Genomic DNA, 18,477 nt, shown 5'->3' on the forward strand with positions numbered 1-18,477 from the left:
GGCCTGCGGCGGTGGTGGGTCATAGCCAGGGGGAGATCGCGGCGGCGGTCGTGGCGGGGGCGCTGTCGTTGGAGGATGGCGCGAAGGTGGTGGCGTTGCGTAGTCGGGTGCTGCGCCAACTGGCCGGTGGCGGCGCGATGGCGTCCCTCGGTGTGGGTCAGGAGCAGGCCGTGGAGCTGCTGGATCGGCTCGGCGATCAGGCCGCGGGCGTGGGTGTGGCGGCGGTCAACGGAACCTCTTCTACAGTGGTTTCGGGTCCGCCGGAGCAGGTGACCCCAGTGGTGGCCGCGTGTCAGGAGAGCGGCGACCGGGCGCGGCTTATCGACGTGGACTACGCGTCACACGGCCCCCAGGTGGATGAGATCCGCGACGAGCTGACGCGTCTGCTGGACGGCGTCCGCCCGATCGACATCTCTGGCACGGAAACCGCCTTCTACTCCACGGTGCATGGACGACGTATCGACACCACCGCGCTGGACACCGCGTACTGGGTGACCAATCTGCGGGAGCGCGTACGCTTCGCCGACGCGATCGAGGCGCTGCTGCTCGATGGGCACCGGGTGTTCATCGAGGCCAGCACCCACCCCGTGCTCACCGTCGGCATGCAGGAGACCTTCGAACGGGCGAGCGTGGACGCGACGACCGTGCCGACGCTGCGCCGCGACGACGGCGGGCAGGACCAGCTGGTGCGGTCCCTCGCCCAGGCGTTCAACGCGGGCGTCCCCGTGGACTGGACGACGCTGTTCCCGGCCGACGCCACCCCGCGGACGGTGGATCTGCCGACCTACGCCTTCCAGCATGAGCGGTACTGGCTGGACGGTCTCACCGACCGAGGCGCCAACCCCACCGACCTCGGACTCGACCCCGCCGGGCATCCGCTGCTGAGCGCAGCCGTGGAGCTGGCGAACGGGGGCGGCCGACTGCTGACGGGGCGGCTCTCGGCGCGTACCCACGCGTGGCTCGGTGAGCATGTGGTGGCGGGCGCGGTGCTGGTGCCGGGTGCGGCGCTGGTGGAGTGGGCGCTGCGGGCCGCCGACGAGGTCGGCGCCGGGGGCGTCGAGGAACTGGCGCTCCAGGTCCCGCTGGTGCTGCCGGAATCGGGCGGACTTCGCCTGCAGATCGTGGTCGGGCCGCCCGACGCCGACGGGCGCTCCGGCGTACACATGTACTCCCGCCCCGAAGGGGACGCGGACTCCCTGGCCGGGTGGGTGTGCCACGCGATGGGCGTCCTGGGCCCGGCCCCGGAGGACGAGGGCGCGGTGGCGGGACTGGGCGGCGTATGGCCTCCGGCCGGGGCGGAGCCCGTGCCACTGGAGGACTTCTACGCACACGTCGCTGCCTCGGGGTATGCGTACGGGCCCGCCTTCCAGGGGCTGCGGGCGGTGTGGCGGGACGAGGCGGATCTGCTGGCCGAGGTGGTGTTGCCGGAGGCCGCGGGCAAGCACACCGGGTTCGGTATCCATCCGGCCCTGCTCGATGCCGCACTGCACCCCGTCCTGCTGACCGGCCAGCACGCGATGGACAAGGTGTGGCTGCCGTTCACCTGGAACGGGGTGTCGCTTCGCGCCCAAGGTGCGACCAGCGTACGGGTCCGGCTGTCGCCCTGGGAGCGCGGCGACGAGAACGACCGGACCGTACGGGTGACGGTGGCCGATGCGGTGGGCGCCCCGGTGCTGAGCGCCGACGCGGTGGTGCTGCGTCGGGCGAGCGAAGACCAGCTGAGGGGCGCCCAAGTGCCGGGCGCGGATGGCCTGTTCGCCATGAACTGGACTCCGTTGCCCCTCGTGCCGCGCGACAGCGTCGGTGCCACGAGCTGGCTGGCTCTGGGCGGCGAGACCACCCCGGATCTCGACTCGTTGATCGCCGCGCTCGACCGTGGCACACCGGCTCCCTCGGTCGTCCTGGCGCATCAGCCCCCCGTCGATCCGTCCACAGACGTCGATGCCATGGCGGCCCATGGGCTGGCCTCGGCGGAGCGGGTCCTGAAGCTGCTCCAGGACTGGCTGGCCGAACCACGGCTGGCCGAATCCCGGTTGGCGGTGGTGACACACGGAGCCGTGCCCGCCGAGGACACCGGGAACGTGGACGTGCCCGGTGCGGCGCTCTGGGGCCTGGTGCGCAGCGCGCAGGCGGAGAACCCGGGCCGGTTTCTGCTGCTCGACGTGGAACCGAACGCACCGAACGCACCGAACGCACCGAACGCACCGAACGCACTGGACGCACTGGACGCACTGGACGCCGATCACGATGGCGTGCTGAACGCCGTACTGCGAGCCGTGGAGGCGGACGAGTCGCAGATGGCGCTGCGCGCCGGGCAGGTGCTGGTGCCCCGGCTGGTCCGGGCCGTCGGCGGCGGCGGTGATGGCGACCTGATGCCTCCGGTGGCGCAGTCCGCGTGGCGGCTCGGGGTCGTCGGTACCGCGACCGTGGACAGCGTGCGGCCCGTGCCGTGCCCGGAGGTGCTGGAGCCCTTGTGCGCCGGACAGGTACGCATCGCGGTCCATGCGGCGGGCGTCAACTTCCGCGACGCGCTGATCGTGTTGGGGATGTATCCGGGCGACGCCGTGTTCGCGGGCAGTGAGGGCGCCGGTGTGGTCCTGGAGGTCGGGCCCGAGGTGGCGGGGCTGGCCGTGGGCGACCGGGTGATGGGTCTGTTCGAGGGCGCGTTCGGCCCGCTGGCGGTGGCGGACGCGCGTACGGTCGTCCCCATCCCCTCCGGCTGGAGCTTCCAGCAGGCGGCCGCGGCGCCCATCGTCTTCCTCACCGCTTGGTACGGGCTGGTCGAGCTGGGTGGGTTGCGGGCGGGTGAATCGGTGCTGATCCATGCCGCGACGGGTGGTGTGGGGATGGCGGCGGTGCAGATCGCCCGCCATTTGGGTGCGGAGGTGTACGCCACGGCGAGCCCTGGCAAGCATGCGGTGCTGGAGGGTATGGGCATCGACCAGGGGCATCGGGCCTCGTCGCGTGATCTGGACTTCGAGCGGGCCGTGCGGGAGGCCAGTGGTGGCCGTGGCGTGGATGTCGTGCTGAACAGTCTGGCCGGGCCGTTTGTCGATGCTTCTCTTCGGTTGCTGGGCGCTGGTGGCCGGTTGCTGGAGATGGGGAAGACCGATATCCGTGATCCGGAGCAGGTCGCGGCCGAGTATCCCGGGGTGTCGTACGAGGCGTACGACCTGATCAGCGATGCCGGGCCGGACCGTGTCGGCCGGATGCTGGGCGAGTTGAGTGGGCTGTTCGCGTCGGGTGCTCTGGTGGCGCCTTCGGTGCGGGTGTGGCCGTTGTGCCGGGCGCGGGAGGCGCTGCGGTATCTGAGCCAGGCCAGGCACACCGGCAAGCTCGTGCTCGACGTACCGGCCCCGGTGGATCCCGAGGGCACCGTGCTGATCACTGGAGGCACTGGGACACTGGGCGGGCAGGTGGCCGAACACCTCGTCCGTACTTGGGGCGTCCGGCATCTCCTGCTGGTGAGCCGCAGCGGCCACGACGCCCCCGGGGCCGAGGAACTGGCAACACAGCTGGGCGAGTTGGGTGCCGACGTACGGATCGCCGCAGCCGACGTGGCCGACCCCGCCACCGTCAACGAGCTGGTCGCGGGCATCGACCCGGCGCATCCGCTGACCGGTGTCGTCCATGCCGCGGGCGCCCTGGACGACGCGATGCTTCCCGCGCAGTCCCCGGAGCGACTGGTCCGTGCATGGGTGGCCAAGGCCACCGCCGCGGCCAATCTGCACGCGGCGACGGCGCATCTGCGGCTAGGCGCGTTCGTCATGTTCTCCTCCTTCGCGTCCGATCTGGGCACTCCCAGTCAGGCGAACTACGCCGCGGCCAACGCCTTCTGCGACGCCCTCGCGTCCCACCGCCGGGCCGCCGGTCTGCCGGGGCTTTCGGTGGCCTGGGGGCTGTGGGCGACCACCAGCGGCCTCACCGCCCGGCTGGACACCGCCAACCTGGCCAGGATCGGCCGCCTGGGGATCACGGCCAACACCACCGAAGAGGGGCTCGCCCTGCTGGACGCGGCGTGCCGCCACGGCCGCCCCCATCTGCTGGCGCTCAAGCTGGACACCCGGGCCCTGGCCGCCCAGGACACCGCCACTCTGCCCACCCCGCTCCGGGCGCTCGCGGCCACCGGCGGCAGCGGCCGTGGCCGTCCGACCGCGGCGGCCGGGGGCCGGACGGCCGACTGGCCCGGTCGGCTCCGCGGACTGCCGTCGCCCGAGCAGCACCGACTGCTGCTCAACCTGGTGCGCAGCCACGCCGCCACCGTGCTGGGCCACGCCGACCCCGCCACCGTCCACCCGGACGCGTCGTTCAAAGACCTCGGCTTCGATTCGCTGACGGGGGTCGAACTGCGCAACCGGCTGGCCGCGGCCACCGGGCTGCGGCTGCCCGCGGCGCTCGTCTTCGACCATCCCGAAGCGGCCGCGCTCGCCGAACACCTGCGCCGTCAACTCGCCCCGGACGACGCCGCGGCCCCGGGCCGGGACCTCCTCCACCCGGTCTTCAACGAACTGGTCAGGCTGGAGAACAGCCTGTCCGCCGTGGCCGTCGAGGACCTGGATTCCGGGGCCGTCACGACCCGGCTGGAGACATTGCTTTCGCGCTGGAAGGCGATGTGTCCCTCGGGCGACGACGGCGGCGCCGTGGAGCGGCTGCAGGTCGCTACCGCCGATCAGGTGCTGGATTTCATCGACAACGAGCTTGGCCTGTCATGACCGACGTGGCGCGCCCTTTCGCGGAAAGCCGGGTGACCCTCTGTGCCGCATGCCAATGAAGAGAAGCTGGTCGACTATCTGAGGCGAGTGGCCGGTGACCTGCACGAGACACGTCAGCGGCTCCGTGCCATGGAGGACCGCTCTCAGGAGCCGGTGGCCGTGGTGAGCATGGCCTGCCGGTATCCGGGCGGGGTCAGTACGCCCGAGGACCTGTGGCGGCTCGTCGCCTCCGGCGACCACGCGATGGGGGAGTTCCCCGCGGACCGCGGCTGGGACCTGGAGAGCCTGTTCCACCCGGACCCGGATCACCCCGGCACCAGCCACGCCCGTGAGGGCGGATTCCTCTACGACGCCGACCGGTTCGACCCCGAGTTCTTCGGGATCAGCCCCCGCGAGTCCGTGGCCGTCGACCCTCAGCAGCGGCTGCTGCTGGAGGTGGCCTGGGAACTGCTGGAGCGCGCCGGAGTCGATCCCGTCTCCCTCAAGGGCAGCCCGACGGGCGTCTACGCCGGGACCGCCCTCCCCGGTTTCGGCACGCCGCACATCGACAGGAGCGCCGAGGGCTATTTGGTGACAGGTAACGCCCCCAGTGTGCTGTCGGGACGGGTGGCGTACACGCTCGGGCTCGAAGGGCCCGCGGTGACGGTGGACACGGCGTGTTCCTCGTCGCTGGTGGCCATGCATCTGGCCTGTCAGGCGCTGCGGCAGGGCGAATGCGGTCTGGCGCTGGCCGGTGGTGTGACGGTGATGGCGATCCCGAACGTGTTCACCGAGTTCTCCCGGCAGCGCGGCCTCGCGCCCGACGGCCGGTGCAAGGCGTTCTCCGCGGACGCCGACGGCGCCGCCTTCGCCGAGGGCGTCGGTCTGGTGCTGCTGGAGCGGCTGTCCGACGCCCGCCGCCACGGCCACCGGGTACTTGCGGTCATCAGGGGTTCGGCCATCAACCAGGACGGTGCCTCGAACGGCCTGACCGCGCCCAACGGCCCCTCCCAGCAGCGGGTCATCACCCAGGCGTTGGCGAACGCGCGGCTGTCACCGGCCGAGGTGGACGTGGTCGAGGCGCACGGCACCGGCACCCGGCTGGGCGACCCCATCGAGGCGCACGCACTGCTGACCACCTACGGTCAGGACCGGCCCGACGGAAAGCCGCTGTGGCTGGGGTCGGTCAAGTCGAACATCGGCCACACGCAGGGCGCCGCGGGCGTGGCGGGCGTCATCAAGATGATCATGGCGATGCGGTACGAGACGCTGCCCGCCACTCTGAACGTCACCCGGCCCACCCCGCATGTGAACTGGGACGCGGGTGGTGTGCGCCTGCTCACCGAATCCGTCGCCTGGCCCCGCGGGGAACGTCCGCGCCGGGCCGCGGTGTCCTCGTTCGGGATCTCCGGAACCAACGCCCATCTCCTCCTCGAAGCCGTACCGGACGGCTCGCCCGAGCGCCCGGCCGCCGAGGACACGCCGCCCGGTGGCCGCGCGCTGCCCTGGGTGCTGTCCGCCCGTACCGACCAGGCGCTACGCGACCAGGCCGCGGCGCTGGCCGCCCACGCCGACGCCCATCCACGGCTGCGGCTGGCTGACGTGGGCTGGTCGCTCGCCAGGACCCGCACCGCCTTCGAACACCGGGCCGTGATTCTCGGCGACGACCGCGACCAGCTGCTGACGGCCGTACGCGCACTCGCCGACGGGCGTGCCCACCCCGCTCTGACTCGTGCCGGGGCGACTCGCCCCGGGGCCACCGCGTTCATGTTCACCGGACAGGGCAGCCAACAGCCCTGCATGGGTGCGGAGTTGTATCAGGGCTTCGAGGCGTTCGCCACGGCCCTCGACGAGGCATGCGCCCATCTGGACCCCCTGCTGGGCCGCTCGCTGCGCGACCTCCTCTTCGCCGCCGAGGACACCGACGAGGCCCGCTCCCTGCACCGCACCGGAGTGACGCAGGCGGCCCTCTTCGCCCTGGAGACCGCCCTCTTCCGGCTGGTGGAGTCCTTCGGGCTCACTCCCGGATATGTGACCGGCCACTCCGTCGGCGAAATCGTCGCCGCACATGTGGCGGGCGTGCTGTCGCTGCCGGACGCCTGCACCCTCGTCGCCGCCCGGGGCCGACTCATGCAGGCACTCCCGGCCGGTGGCGCCATGGCCGCCGTCGAGGCCACCGAGGAACAGGTCCTCCCCCTGCTCGGCGCGCACGCGGACCGGCTCGCCCTGGCCGCCGTCAACGGCCCAACCGCCCTCGTGGTGTCCGGCGCCGCCGAGGCCGTGGACGAGGTGGTGCGCACCCTCAAGGAGCTCGGCCACCGCACCAAGCGGCTGCGCGTCAGCCACGCTTTCCACTCGCCGCTCCTCCAGCCCATGCTGGACGACTTCCGCGAGGTCGCCCGCACCCTCACCTACCAGGCGCCGCACACCCCGGTGATCTCCAACATCACGGGTGAGGTGGCCGACGCCGACCAGCTGCGCGACCCGGAGTACTGGGTACGCCACGTCCGCGAGCCCGTACGGTTCCACGACGGACTGCGTACCCTGCGGGCCGAGGGCGTGGTGCGCTACCTCGAACTCGGCCCGGACGCGGTCCTCACCACCATGGCCGAGGACGCCCTCGCCACTGAGGTGACGACAGCCGACGAGACCGCCCCGGTGTTCGCCACCGTCCTGCGCCACGGCCGCGACGAGTCCCGTACGCTGCTGTCCGCCCTGGCCCGGATGCACATCGACGGCGGCACCGCCGACCTCTCCGCCGCGCTCCCCGACGGCGCGGGCCAGGTCGACCTGCCCACCTACCGATTCCAGCGCGAGCGCTACTGGCGACCGGTCCCGAACGGCGCCGCCGACGTACGCGCCGCCGGGCTCGGCGCCACCGGCCACCCCCTCCTCCAGGCCGTCGTGGAAACACCCGACGGCGAACTGCTGCTCACCGGGCGGCTGTCGCTGACCACTCACCCCTGGCTGGCGGACCACGCCATCGCGGGCAGCGTGCCGCTGCCCGGGACGGCCCTCCTGGAGCTGGCCCTGCTCGCCGGTGCGCGGACCGGCTGCGAGCTGGTCGACGACCTCACCCTGGAGATCCCGCTGCTCCTGCCCGCCTCCGGCGCGGTGTGCGTCCAACTCGCCGTGGCCGCACCCGACGACGCGGGCCGACGAACGCTCACCGTCTCCTCCCGCCCCGTCAACGAGGACGACGAGGTCCCGGGGGCCATGGACGCCTGGCGCCGCCACGCCGTAGGGCTCCTCGCCCCCGCGGCCCCGGCGGCGCCCGCCCCGGCCGGGCCCCCGGCGCAGTGGCCACCGGCCGACGCCGTCCCGGTCGATGTGGCGGACCTGTACCGGCGGCTCACCGAGCAGGGGTACGCGTATGGCCCCTCCTTCCGCGGACTGCACGCCGCATGGCGGCACGGCGACGACATGCTCGCCGAAGTGCGCCTGGCCACCGAGCAGCGGGGCGAGGCCGAGGGCTTCGGCCTGCACCCGGCCCTTCTCGACAGCGCGCTGCACCCGGTGGAGGAACTGTTCAACGCCGACCACACGAGCGCCGTGCGTACGCCGAGCACCGTCAGACTGCCGTTCTCCTTCAGCGGTGTACGGCTGTTCGCCACGGGCGCCACCCGGCTACGGGTCCGCATCACCCCGACCGGCCCCGACACCGTCGCGCTCACCCTGACCGACGACCACGGCGCCGTGGCCGCCACCGTCGAAACCCTCGGGCTGCGTGAGATCCCCGCTGACCGCTGGCGCTCGACCCGCGCCGACGATTCCCTCTACCGCCTCGACTGGCAGCCGCTGCCCGCAAGCCAATCGGCACCGGCCGAGAGCTGGGCCGTCGTCGGCCCCGACCCGCTGGATCTGGCAGGCGGCCCCGAACCCGGATCCGTCCACCCGGACCTGGCCGCGCTGCGGGCCGCCATCGGCGGGGGACTGCCGGTCCCGGACCTCGTCATCATGGCGTGCCCCGGCCGCGACACCGCATCGTCCGACCCAGACCCAGACCCAGACCCAGACCCAGACCCCGACCGCACACCCGCGCAGGTGCGCGCCGCCGCCCATCAGGTGCTGGACGCGCTGCGCGCGTGGCTGACCGACGAGCGGTTCGGCACGGCCCGGCTGGTGATCGCGACCCGCGGCGCTGTCGCCGCCACTCCCGAGGACCCGCCCGCGGACCTGACCACCGCACCCCTGTGGGGCCTGGTCCGCGCCGCGCAGGCCGAACACCCCGAGCGCATCCTGCTGCTGGACCTGGACGACGACCCGGCCTCCCACCACGCCCTGCCCACCGCCGTTCCGGCCGCTGTGGCGGCCGCCGAAACCGAGCTGGCGGTACGGGCCGGGACCGTGCGCGTCCCCCGTCTGGTGCGGGTCCGCCCCGACCACGAGGCCCCGCCTCCCGCCCTCGACCCGGACGGAACCGTCCTGATCACCGGCGGCACCGGCGCGCTCGGTCGGCTGGTGGCCCGGCATCTGGCCACCGCACACGGTGCCCGACACCTGCTGCTGGTCTCCCGGCGCGGCCCCGCCGCCCACGACATCGACGCGTTCACCGCCGAACTGGCCGACCTGGGCACGGACGTGCGGGTCGCCGCCTGTGATGTCGCCGATCCGCACGCCCTGGCCGCGCTGCTGGCCACCATCCGCGCCGCCCGTCCCCTGACGGCCGTCGTCCACGCCGCCGGGGTGCTGGACGACGGCGTCGTCACCTCGCTGACCCCCGAGCGGTTCGACGCCGTACTCGCCCCGAAGCTCGACGCGGCATGGCATCTGCACCGGCTGACCCGTGAGACGGCTCCGGCGGCGTTCGTGATGTTCTCCTCCGCCGCCTCCGTCATGGGCAACGGCGGGCAGGCCAACTACGCGGCCGCCAACATGTTCCTCAACGCCCTCGCCGAACACCGCCGCGCCGAGGGCCTGGTGACCCACACGCTGGCCTGGGGGCTGCTGGCGTCGGCCGGTGGCATGACCCATGACCTCGATGACGCCGACCTGGCCCGGATGGCGCGCTCCGGTGTCGCCGCCATCGCGGACGACCAGGTGCCGGTGCTGCTGGACACCGCGCTGACCACTCCGTACCCCGTCCTCGTACCGGCCCGGTTCGATCTGGCCGCACTGCGCGCCCGGGCCGCCACCGGGCCACTGCCGCCCGTGCTGCGGGCCCTGGTGCCCAGCCCCGCCCGGCAGCCCGCCCAGGACACCGGGGCGGTGTCCTGGGCCGACCGGCTGGTCGGCCTGCCCGCCGCCGAACAGGGCCATGTCCTGGGCGAGTTGGTCCGCGCCCAGGTCGCCACCGTGCTCGCCCATCCGGCACCGGAGGCCATCGAGTTGGGCCGGGCCTTCCAGGAGCTCGGCTTCGACTCGCTGACCGCCCTCGACCTGCGCAACCGGCTCAACGCGGCCACCGGGACCCGGATCCCGGCCACCGTCATCTTCGACTATCCGACCCCCGACGCCCTGGTGGGCTTTCTGCGCGAGAAGCTGATCGGGGCCCGCGACGCCACACCGCTCGCCCCCGTGGCCACGACGGTGGCCACCGACGGCGATCCCATCGCCATCGTCGGCATGGCCTGCCACTATCCCGGCGGAGTCGGCTCGCCGGAGGAGCTGTGGCGGCTGGTGTCCGAGGGAGTGGACGCGATCGGTGAGTTTCCCGGGGATCGTGGCTGGGATCTGGCGGGGCTCTTCGACCCGGACCCGGATCACCCCGGGACCAGCTATGCCCGTGAGGGCGGGTTCCTGTATGACGCCGCGCGCTTCGATGCCGAGTTCTTCGGCATCAGCCCGCGCGAGGCGCTGGCCACCGACCCGCAGCAGCGGCTGCTGCTGGAGACCGCCTGGCAGGCATTCGAGAACGCGGGCATCGACCCGGTGACGCTGCGGGGCAGCCAGACCGCCGTCATCACCGGCGTCATGTACGACGACTACGGCAGCCGCTTCCTCGGCCGTACCCCGGAGGGCGTCGAGGGCCGCCTGATGACCGGCAGTACCCCCAGCATCGCGTCCGGGCGGGTCGCGTTCACCTTCGGGCTGGAGGGGCCCGCGGTGACGGTGGACACGGCGTGTTCGTCGTCACTGGTGGCCATGCATCTGGCGGCCCAGGCGCTGCGCCAGGGCGAATGCGCCCTGGCCCTGGCGGGCGGCGTGACCGTGATGGCCACGCCGAACACCTTCGTCGAGTTCTCACGGCAGCGCGGACTGGCCACGGACGGCCGCTGCAAGCCGTTCGCGGCGGCGGCCGACGGCACGGGCTGGGGCGAGGGCATCGGACTCCTCGTCCTCGAACGGCTGTCGGACGCCCGGCGCAACGGCCACCAGGTGCTCGCCCTGCTCCGGGGCTCGGCCGTCAACCAGGACGGTGCCTCCAACGGCCTGACCGCCCCCAACGGCCCCTCCCAGCAGCGGGTGATCCGGCAGGCGCTCGCCACCGCCCGTCTCACCCCGGCCGACATCGACGCGGTGGAGGCCCACGGCACCGGAACCACGCTCGGCGACCCGATCGAGGCGCAGGCGCTGCTCGCCACGTACGGACAGGAGCGGACCGACGGGCGGCCGCTGTGGCTCGGTTCCATCAAGTCGAACATCGGCCACACCCAGGCCGCCGCCGGGGCCGCGGGTGTCATCAAGATGGTGATGGCGATGCGGAACGGACTGCTGCCCGCCTCGCTCCACATCGACGCACCGAGCCCGCACGTGGAGTGGGAGGACGGCGTACGGCTGCTCACCGAGGCGGTGGAATGGCCGCACGGGGGGCGGCCGCGCAGGGCCGCCGTGTCCTCCTTCGGCATCAGCGGCACCAACGCCCATGTGATCCTCGAACAGGCACCGGAACCCACCCACTTGCCGGAACCGGCCGACCAGGCCGTGGTGCCCTGGGTGCTCTCCGCGCGCGGCGCGACGGCGCTGCGCGAGCAGGCCCGGGCACTCGCCGCCCACCTCGCCACCGCCCCCGGGACCACGCCCGCCGAGGTGGGATGGTCACTGATCAGGACCCGCACGCTCTTCGACCACCGGGCCGTGGTCGTCGGCGAGAGCCGCGCGGAGCTGCTGGCCGCGGTGGAGGCGCTCGCGGCCGACGAAACACACCCGGGCGTCGTGCAGTCCGGCACCGGCCCGGACCCGCGCGCGACCGGCCCGGTGCTGGTGTTCCCCGGCCAGGGATCGCAGTGGCAGGGGATGGGCGCCGAACTCCTCGACATCTCCCCGGTGTTCGCGGAGCGGGTGGCCGCCTGCGAACGGGCCCTGGCCCCCTACGTCGACTGGTCCCTCACCGACGTACTGCGCGGGCGCGGCGCCGAAGGTGTCGCCGATCTGAGCCGCGTCGATGTGGTGCAGCCGGTGCTGTGGGCGGTCATGGTGTCCCTGGCCGCCGTATGGGCCGGTTACGGCGTGACCCCCGCGGCCGTCGTGGGCCACAGCCAGGGCGAGATCGCCGCCGCCTGCGTGGCCGGGGCGCTCTCGCTGGACGACGGCGCCCGCATCGTGGCCCTGCGCAGCCGGGCCCTGCGACGACTCGCGGGCGGCGGGGCGATGGCCTCCCTCGGCGTGGGCCGGGAACGGGCCGAGCGGCTGCTCGCCGAACTGGGCGAGCGCGCGGCCACGGTGGTGGTGGCAGCCGTCAACGGGCCCGCGTCGACAGTGGTGTCCGGACCGCCCGAGCAGGTGGCCGCGGCCGTGGCCGCCTGCCGTGACACCGGCGAACGGGCCCGGATGATCGAGGTGGACTACGCCTCCCACAGCCCCCAGGTCGACGGCATCACCGACGAACTCACACGGCTGCTGGACGGCGTTCACCCCACCCGCCGGCCCGGAACGGGGGTGGTCTTCTACTCCACCGTGACCGCGGGCCCCGCCGACCCTGCCGAGTTGAACACCGCGTACTGGGTGCGCAACCTGCGCGAACAGGTGCGCTTCGCCGACGCCGTACGGGCCGCCCTGACCGCCGGCCACCGCGTGTTCATCGAGGTCAGCACCCATCCCGTCCTCACCGTCGGCATGCAGGAAACCTTCGAGGAGGCGGGCAGCACGGCCCTCGCGGTGCCCACCCTGCGGCGCGACCACGGCGATCTGGCCCAGCTGGTGCGCTCGGTGGCCCAGGCGTTCACCGCCGGGGTCGAGACGGACTGGACCACCCTGTTCCCGGCCGACCCCACGCCTCGTACCGTCCCGTTGCCGACGTACGCCTTCCAGCGCGACCGCTACTGGCTGGACGGAACGGACGCCCGCGGCGGCGACCCCGCCGACCTCGGACTGACCTCCGCCGACCACCCCCTGCTGGGGGCCGCCGTCGAACTTGCCGACGGCAGCACCCATCTGCTCACCGGCCGCATCGGCACCGGTGGCGGCCACGGCTGGCTGGCCGAGCACGTGGTGGCCGGGGCGCCCCTGGTGCCGGGCGCCGCGCTGGTCGAATGGGCGCTGCGGGCCGCCGACGAGGCCGGGTGCGCGGTGGTGGACGAACTGACGCTGCAAACCCCGCTGATCCTCCCCGAATCCGGCGGGCTGCGTGTCCAGGTGGCGGTGGGCGCGGCCGATGAGGACGGCCGCCGCGCGGTGCGCGTCTACTCCCGCCCCGATACCGACACCGACACCGACTCCGACGACGGAGCGTGGCTGTGCCACGCCGACGGCGTCCTCGCCCCGCCCCGCGGCCACCCGGCACCCGAGCCCACCGGAGCATGGCCGCCACCGGGCGCCGAGCCGGTGGACACGGACGGCTTCTACGCCCGGGCCGCCGCCGACGGATACGCCTACGGGCCCGCCTTCCAGGGCGTACGCAAGCTCTGGCGGGACGGCGCCGACGTGCTGGCCGAGGTGGCGCTGCCCGAGACCGCGGCCGGTGCCCGCGACGGCTTCGGCATCCACCCCGCGCTGCTGGACGCCGTACTCCACCCGGCCGCCCTGCTCACCGGCCGTCCGCCCGGAGCGGACGACGACGGCCGGATGTGGCTGCCGTTCACCTGGAACGGAGTGTCCCTGTGGGCCGCCGGGGCGACCACGGTACGGGTCCGGCTGTCACCGGACGGGCGGAACGCGGACGGCGAGCGGGCGCTGCGGGTGACCGTGGCCGACGCCGTGGGCGACCCCGTCCTCACGGTCGACTCGCTGGTGCTGCGCCCCGCCCGTACGGACCAGCTGCGCACCCCGGGCCGCCGTGGCGCGGACGGGCTGTTCACGCTGGACTGGATCCCGCTGCCGGAGGCGCCGGAGCCGGTGGCCGACGGCGGTGACTGGGCGGTGCTGGGCCCGGCGGAATGGGACACCGCGGGTGCTGAGCGCCACCCGGATCTGGTATCGCTGCTCGCGGCGGCCGACCGTGGCGGACCCCTTCCCTCGGTGGTGCTGACCGGTGTCCCGACCGCACCGGCCGCCACCTCGGCCGAGGGCCTGGCCGCCGTCCAGCGCACGCTGAGCCTGCTGCGGGATTGGCTTGCCGAACCCCGCCTGACAGATGCCCAGTTGGTGGTGATGACGCGGGGTGCCGTCGCAGCCGGTGCCCCGGACGATCCCGGAACCGATGCCGTGGACGCGGCCGGTGCGGCGCTGTGGGGGCTGCTGCGCAGCGCGCAGGCGGAGAACCCCGACCGGTTCATCCTGCTCGACCTCGATCCCCATGGCCCGGCGGAAGCACCGGGCACGGGTGTCCTGGACGGTGTGCTGTGCGCGAGGGGGCTGGCCGAACCGCAGGTGGCGGTGCGCGCGGGCCGGGTGTGGGCGCCGCGGCTGATGCGCGCCGGGGCGGCCGGAAGCGGCGGCCTGGTGGCCCCGGTGGCGCAACCGGCCTGGCGGCTCGCGGTGGAAGGCGCCGCGACCATCGAGAACGTGACCCCGGTGCCCACCCCCGAGGTGCTGGAACCGCTGGGCCCCGGTGAGGTCCGTATCGCGGTCCACGCCGCGGGCGTCAACTTCCGCGATGCCCTGATCGCCGTCGGGATGTACCCCGGCGGCGGGGTGTTCCGGGGCAGCGAAGGCGCGGGCGTGGTCACCGGCATCGGCGCCGGGGTGACCGGACTCGCCGTGGGCGACCGCGTGATGGGCCTGTTCGAAGGCGCCTTCGGCCCGCTGGCGGTGGCGGACGCGCGCATGGTGGTGCCGATCCCGGACGGCTGGACCTTCCGGCAGGCCGCCGCCGTACCGGTCGTGTTCCTCACCGCCTGGTACGGGCTGGTGGATCTGGCCGGACTGCGGTCCGGGGAGTCGGTGCTCATCCACGCCGCGACCGGCGGCGTCGGCATGGCCGCCGTCCAGATCGCCCGTCACCTGGGCGCCGAGGTGTACGCCACCGCGAGCCCCCACAAGCACGCGGTGCTGGAGCAGATGGGCATCGACCCGGCACACCGCGCCTCGTCGCGCACCCTCGACTTCGAGACCGAGCTGCGGGACGCGACCGGTGGCCGCGGCGTGGACGTGGTGCTGAACAGCCTCGCCGGACCCTACGTCGACGCCTCGCTGCGACTGCTGGCCGACGGCGGGCGGCTCTCGGAAATGGGCAAGACCGATATCCGCGACCCGGAACACCTCGCCGCCACCCACCCCGGTGTGCGCTACCGGGCCTTCGACCTGGTGCCCGACGCCGGACCGGACCGCATCGGCGAAATGCTGCACACGCTGCGCGAGCTGTTCACCGCCGGGGTGCTGCGGCCCGCCCCCGTACAGGCATGGCCGCTGAGCCGGGCGCGGGAAGCGCTGCGGCAGCTCAGCCAGGCCCGCCACACCGGCAAGCTGGTCCTGGACGTACCGGCCGCCGTGAATCCGGACGGCACGGTGCTCATCACGGGCGGCACCGGCACGCTGGGCGGCATCGTCGCCGAACACCTCGTACGCACCTGGCAGATCCGCCATCTGCTGCTGGCCAGCAGGCGGGGCCCGGACGCACCGGGCGCCGCGGAACTGACCGCCCGCCTCGGCGAGCTGGGCGCACAGGTGCGCGCGGTCGCGGTGGACGTCACGGACGCGGCAGCGGTGACGGAGCTGGTGGCGGGAATCGACGCGGAGCATCCGCTGACCGGCGTCATCCATGCCACGGGCGTGCTCGACGACGCGGTGCTCACCTCGCAGACACCGGAGCGGGTGGCGCGGGTGTGGGAGGCCAAGGCCACCGCGGCGGCCCAACTGCACGCGGCGACGGCGGATCTGCGCCTCGGCATGTTCGTGATGTTCTCCTCGGCGGCCGGGGTGCTGGGCAGCCCGGGGCAGGCCAACTACGCCGCCGCGAACGCCTTTTGTGACGCATTGGCCGCGCGCCGCCGGGCCGAGGGGCTGAGTGGCGTATCGGTGGCCTGGGGGCTGTGGGCCGACGCCAGCGGGATGACCGGCCACCTCGCCGAGGCCGACCTCGCGCGGATGGCCCGTACGGGCGTGGGCGCCCTCGGCACCCGGCAGGGCCTGGCCCTGCTCGACGCCGCCGTCCAGCACGGTGGCCACCTGCTGGTGGCGGCCGACGTGAACGCCCGGACCCTGGCCGCCCTGCCCGCCGAGCGCCTGCCCGCCACCCTGCGCGCACTCGCCACTACGACTGGCGGCGGCGCCGGACGGCGTAGGGCGGCGGCCGCCGACGCGGGACAGCCCGTCGACTGGGCCGACAGGCTGGCCGGGCTGTCCGCGGCCGAGCGCCACCGGCTGGTGCTGGGCCTGGTCCGCGGCCACGCGGCCACCGTGCTGGGACACACCGACGTGGACGCGGTGCAGGCCGAGGCCAGCTTCAAGGAGCTGGGCTTCGATTCGCTGACCGCCGTGGAACTCCGCAACCGGCTCGCCGCCGCCACCGGACTGCGGCTGCCCGCCGCAATGGTCTTCGACTATCCCGAGGCCGCGGTGCTCGCCGAATACCTGCTGGAACGGCTCGCACCCGACGACGCGACCACCGCGGCCCGGGACGGCGTGGACCCCGTTCTGGGCGAGCTGGCCAGGCTGGACCACGCCCTGGACGCCCTCGTCACGGACGTAGACGGACGGCACAGGATCGCCAAGCGGCTGAGCGGACTGCTGGCGAAGGTGAACGGCGGATCGACCGAGGCGTCCGGCGCGACGGACTTCGACGCCCTCGAATCCGCTTCGGACGACGAGATGTTCGCGCTCATTGACCGTGAACTGCCCTGATGGAGGAGCGAGAACAGATGCCGGGTAGTACGGAAACGGGTTCGGGTATGGGTGCGGGTAGGGACACGGGTACGGGTACGGAAGACAAGCTTCGCCAGTATCTCAAGCGGGTGACGGCCGATCTGGGGCAGACCCGTCAGCGCCTGCGCGAGGTGGAGGAGCGGGCACAGGAGCCGGTGGCCATCGTCAGCATGGCCTGCCGATTCCCGGGCGGGATCGCCTCCCCCGAGGACCTGTGGCGCCTCGTCGCCTCCGGCCACGACGCCATCGGGGACTTCCCGAAGGACCGCGGCTGGGACCTGGACGGCCTGTACCACCCGGACCCGGACCACTCCGGCACCAGCTACGTCCGCCGGGGCGGCTTCCTGCGGGGCGCGGACGGATTCGACGCCACCTTCTTCGGCATCAGCCCGCGCGAGGCACTGGCCGCCGAACCGCAGCAGCGCCAGCTCCTTGAGGTCTCCTGGGAACTGCTCGAACGGGCCGGTATCGACCCCACCTCCCTGAAGGGCACCCCGACCGGCGTCTACGCGGGCGCCGGAATCCTCGGCTTCGGCACCCCCCACATCGAAAAGAGCGCCGAGGGCTATCTGCTCACCGGCAACACGCTCAGCGTCGTCTCCGGGCGGGTCGCCTTCACCCTCGGCCTCGAAGGGCCCGCGGTGACCGTGGACACCGCGTGCTCCTCGTCCCTGGTCGCCATGCACCTGGCCTGCCAGGCGCTACGGCAGGGCGAATGCACCCTCGCCATGGCCGGTGGCGTCACGGTGATGACCACCCCGAACACCTTCGTGGAATTCTCCCGCCAGCGCGGACTGGCCCCCGACGGCCGCTGCAAGCCCTTCGCGGCGGCCGCCGACGGCACGGGATTCTCCGAAGGCGTCGGCCTGCTGCTCCTGGAACGGCTCTCGGACGCACGGCGCAACGGACACCAGGTCCTCGCGGTGCTCCGCGGCTCGGCGATCAACCAGGACGGCGCGTCGAACGGCCTGACCGCGCCGAACGGCCCCTCGCAGCAGCGCGTGATCCGACAGGCTCTCAGCAACGCCCAGCTGTCCTCCGCCGAGGTGGACGCCGTCGAGGCCCATGGCACCGGCACCACCCTCGGCGACCCCATCGAAGCGGACGCACTGCTCGCCGCCTACGGTCAGGACCGGCCCGCCGACCAGCCGCTGTGGCTGGGCTCGTTGAAGTCCAACATCGGCCATACGCAGGGCGCGGCGGGCGTGGCCGGTGTGATCAAGATGGTGATGGCGCTGCGCCACGAGACGCTGCCCGCCACCCTGTACGTCGATAAGCCGACCCCGCACGCGGACTGGAGCGGTGGCGCGGTACGGCTGCTGACCGAGCCGGTGGCGTGGCCGCGCGGCGGGCGTCCGCGCCGGGCCGGTGTGTCGGCGTTCGGTATTTCCGGCACCAACGCGCATGTGATCGTGGAGCAGGCCCCGGACGCGCCTGAGCCCGTTGAGGCACGGACCGTTGAGGGCGCCGTGCCGTGGGTGATGTCGGCGCGGAGTGCGGAGGCGCTGCGGGAGCAGGCGGCGGCGTTGACGACTCGGGTGGCCGACGCGGAGGCGGGGGTTGCCGAGGTCGGCTGGTCGTTGGTGACGACGCGGTCGGTGTTCGAGCATCGTGCGGTGGTGGTGGGTGAGAACCGCGCGGAGCTGGTAGCGGCGGTCGAGGCGCT

At 73.4% G+C, this 18,477-nt stretch carries 3 protein-coding genes; all 3 read left to right on the forward strand.

Going from position 1 to position 18,477, the window contains the following annotated elements; genetic code table 11:
* Positions 1-4,712: SDR family NAD(P)-dependent oxidoreductase (locus tag ACZ59A_RS44790; protein WP_470971625.1), on the forward strand; the 4,712-nt coding region annotated here is incomplete at its 5' end.
* 42 nt (positions 4,713-4,754) lie between these two features.
* Positions 4,755-16,790: an SDR family NAD(P)-dependent oxidoreductase gene (locus ACZ59A_RS44795; RefSeq protein ID WP_470971627.1), complete on the forward strand. Its 12,036-nt coding sequence runs from the start codon at positions 4,755-4,757 to the stop codon at positions 16,788-16,790.
* Positions 16,791-16,900: 110 nt separating this feature from the next.
* The coding region (locus ACZ59A_RS44800) for a type I polyketide synthase (protein ID WP_470971629.1) at positions 16,901-18,477 on the forward strand (1,577 nt) is incomplete at its 3' end.

It is taken from the genome of Streptomyces sp. NPDC040405, from assembly GCF_055595765.1.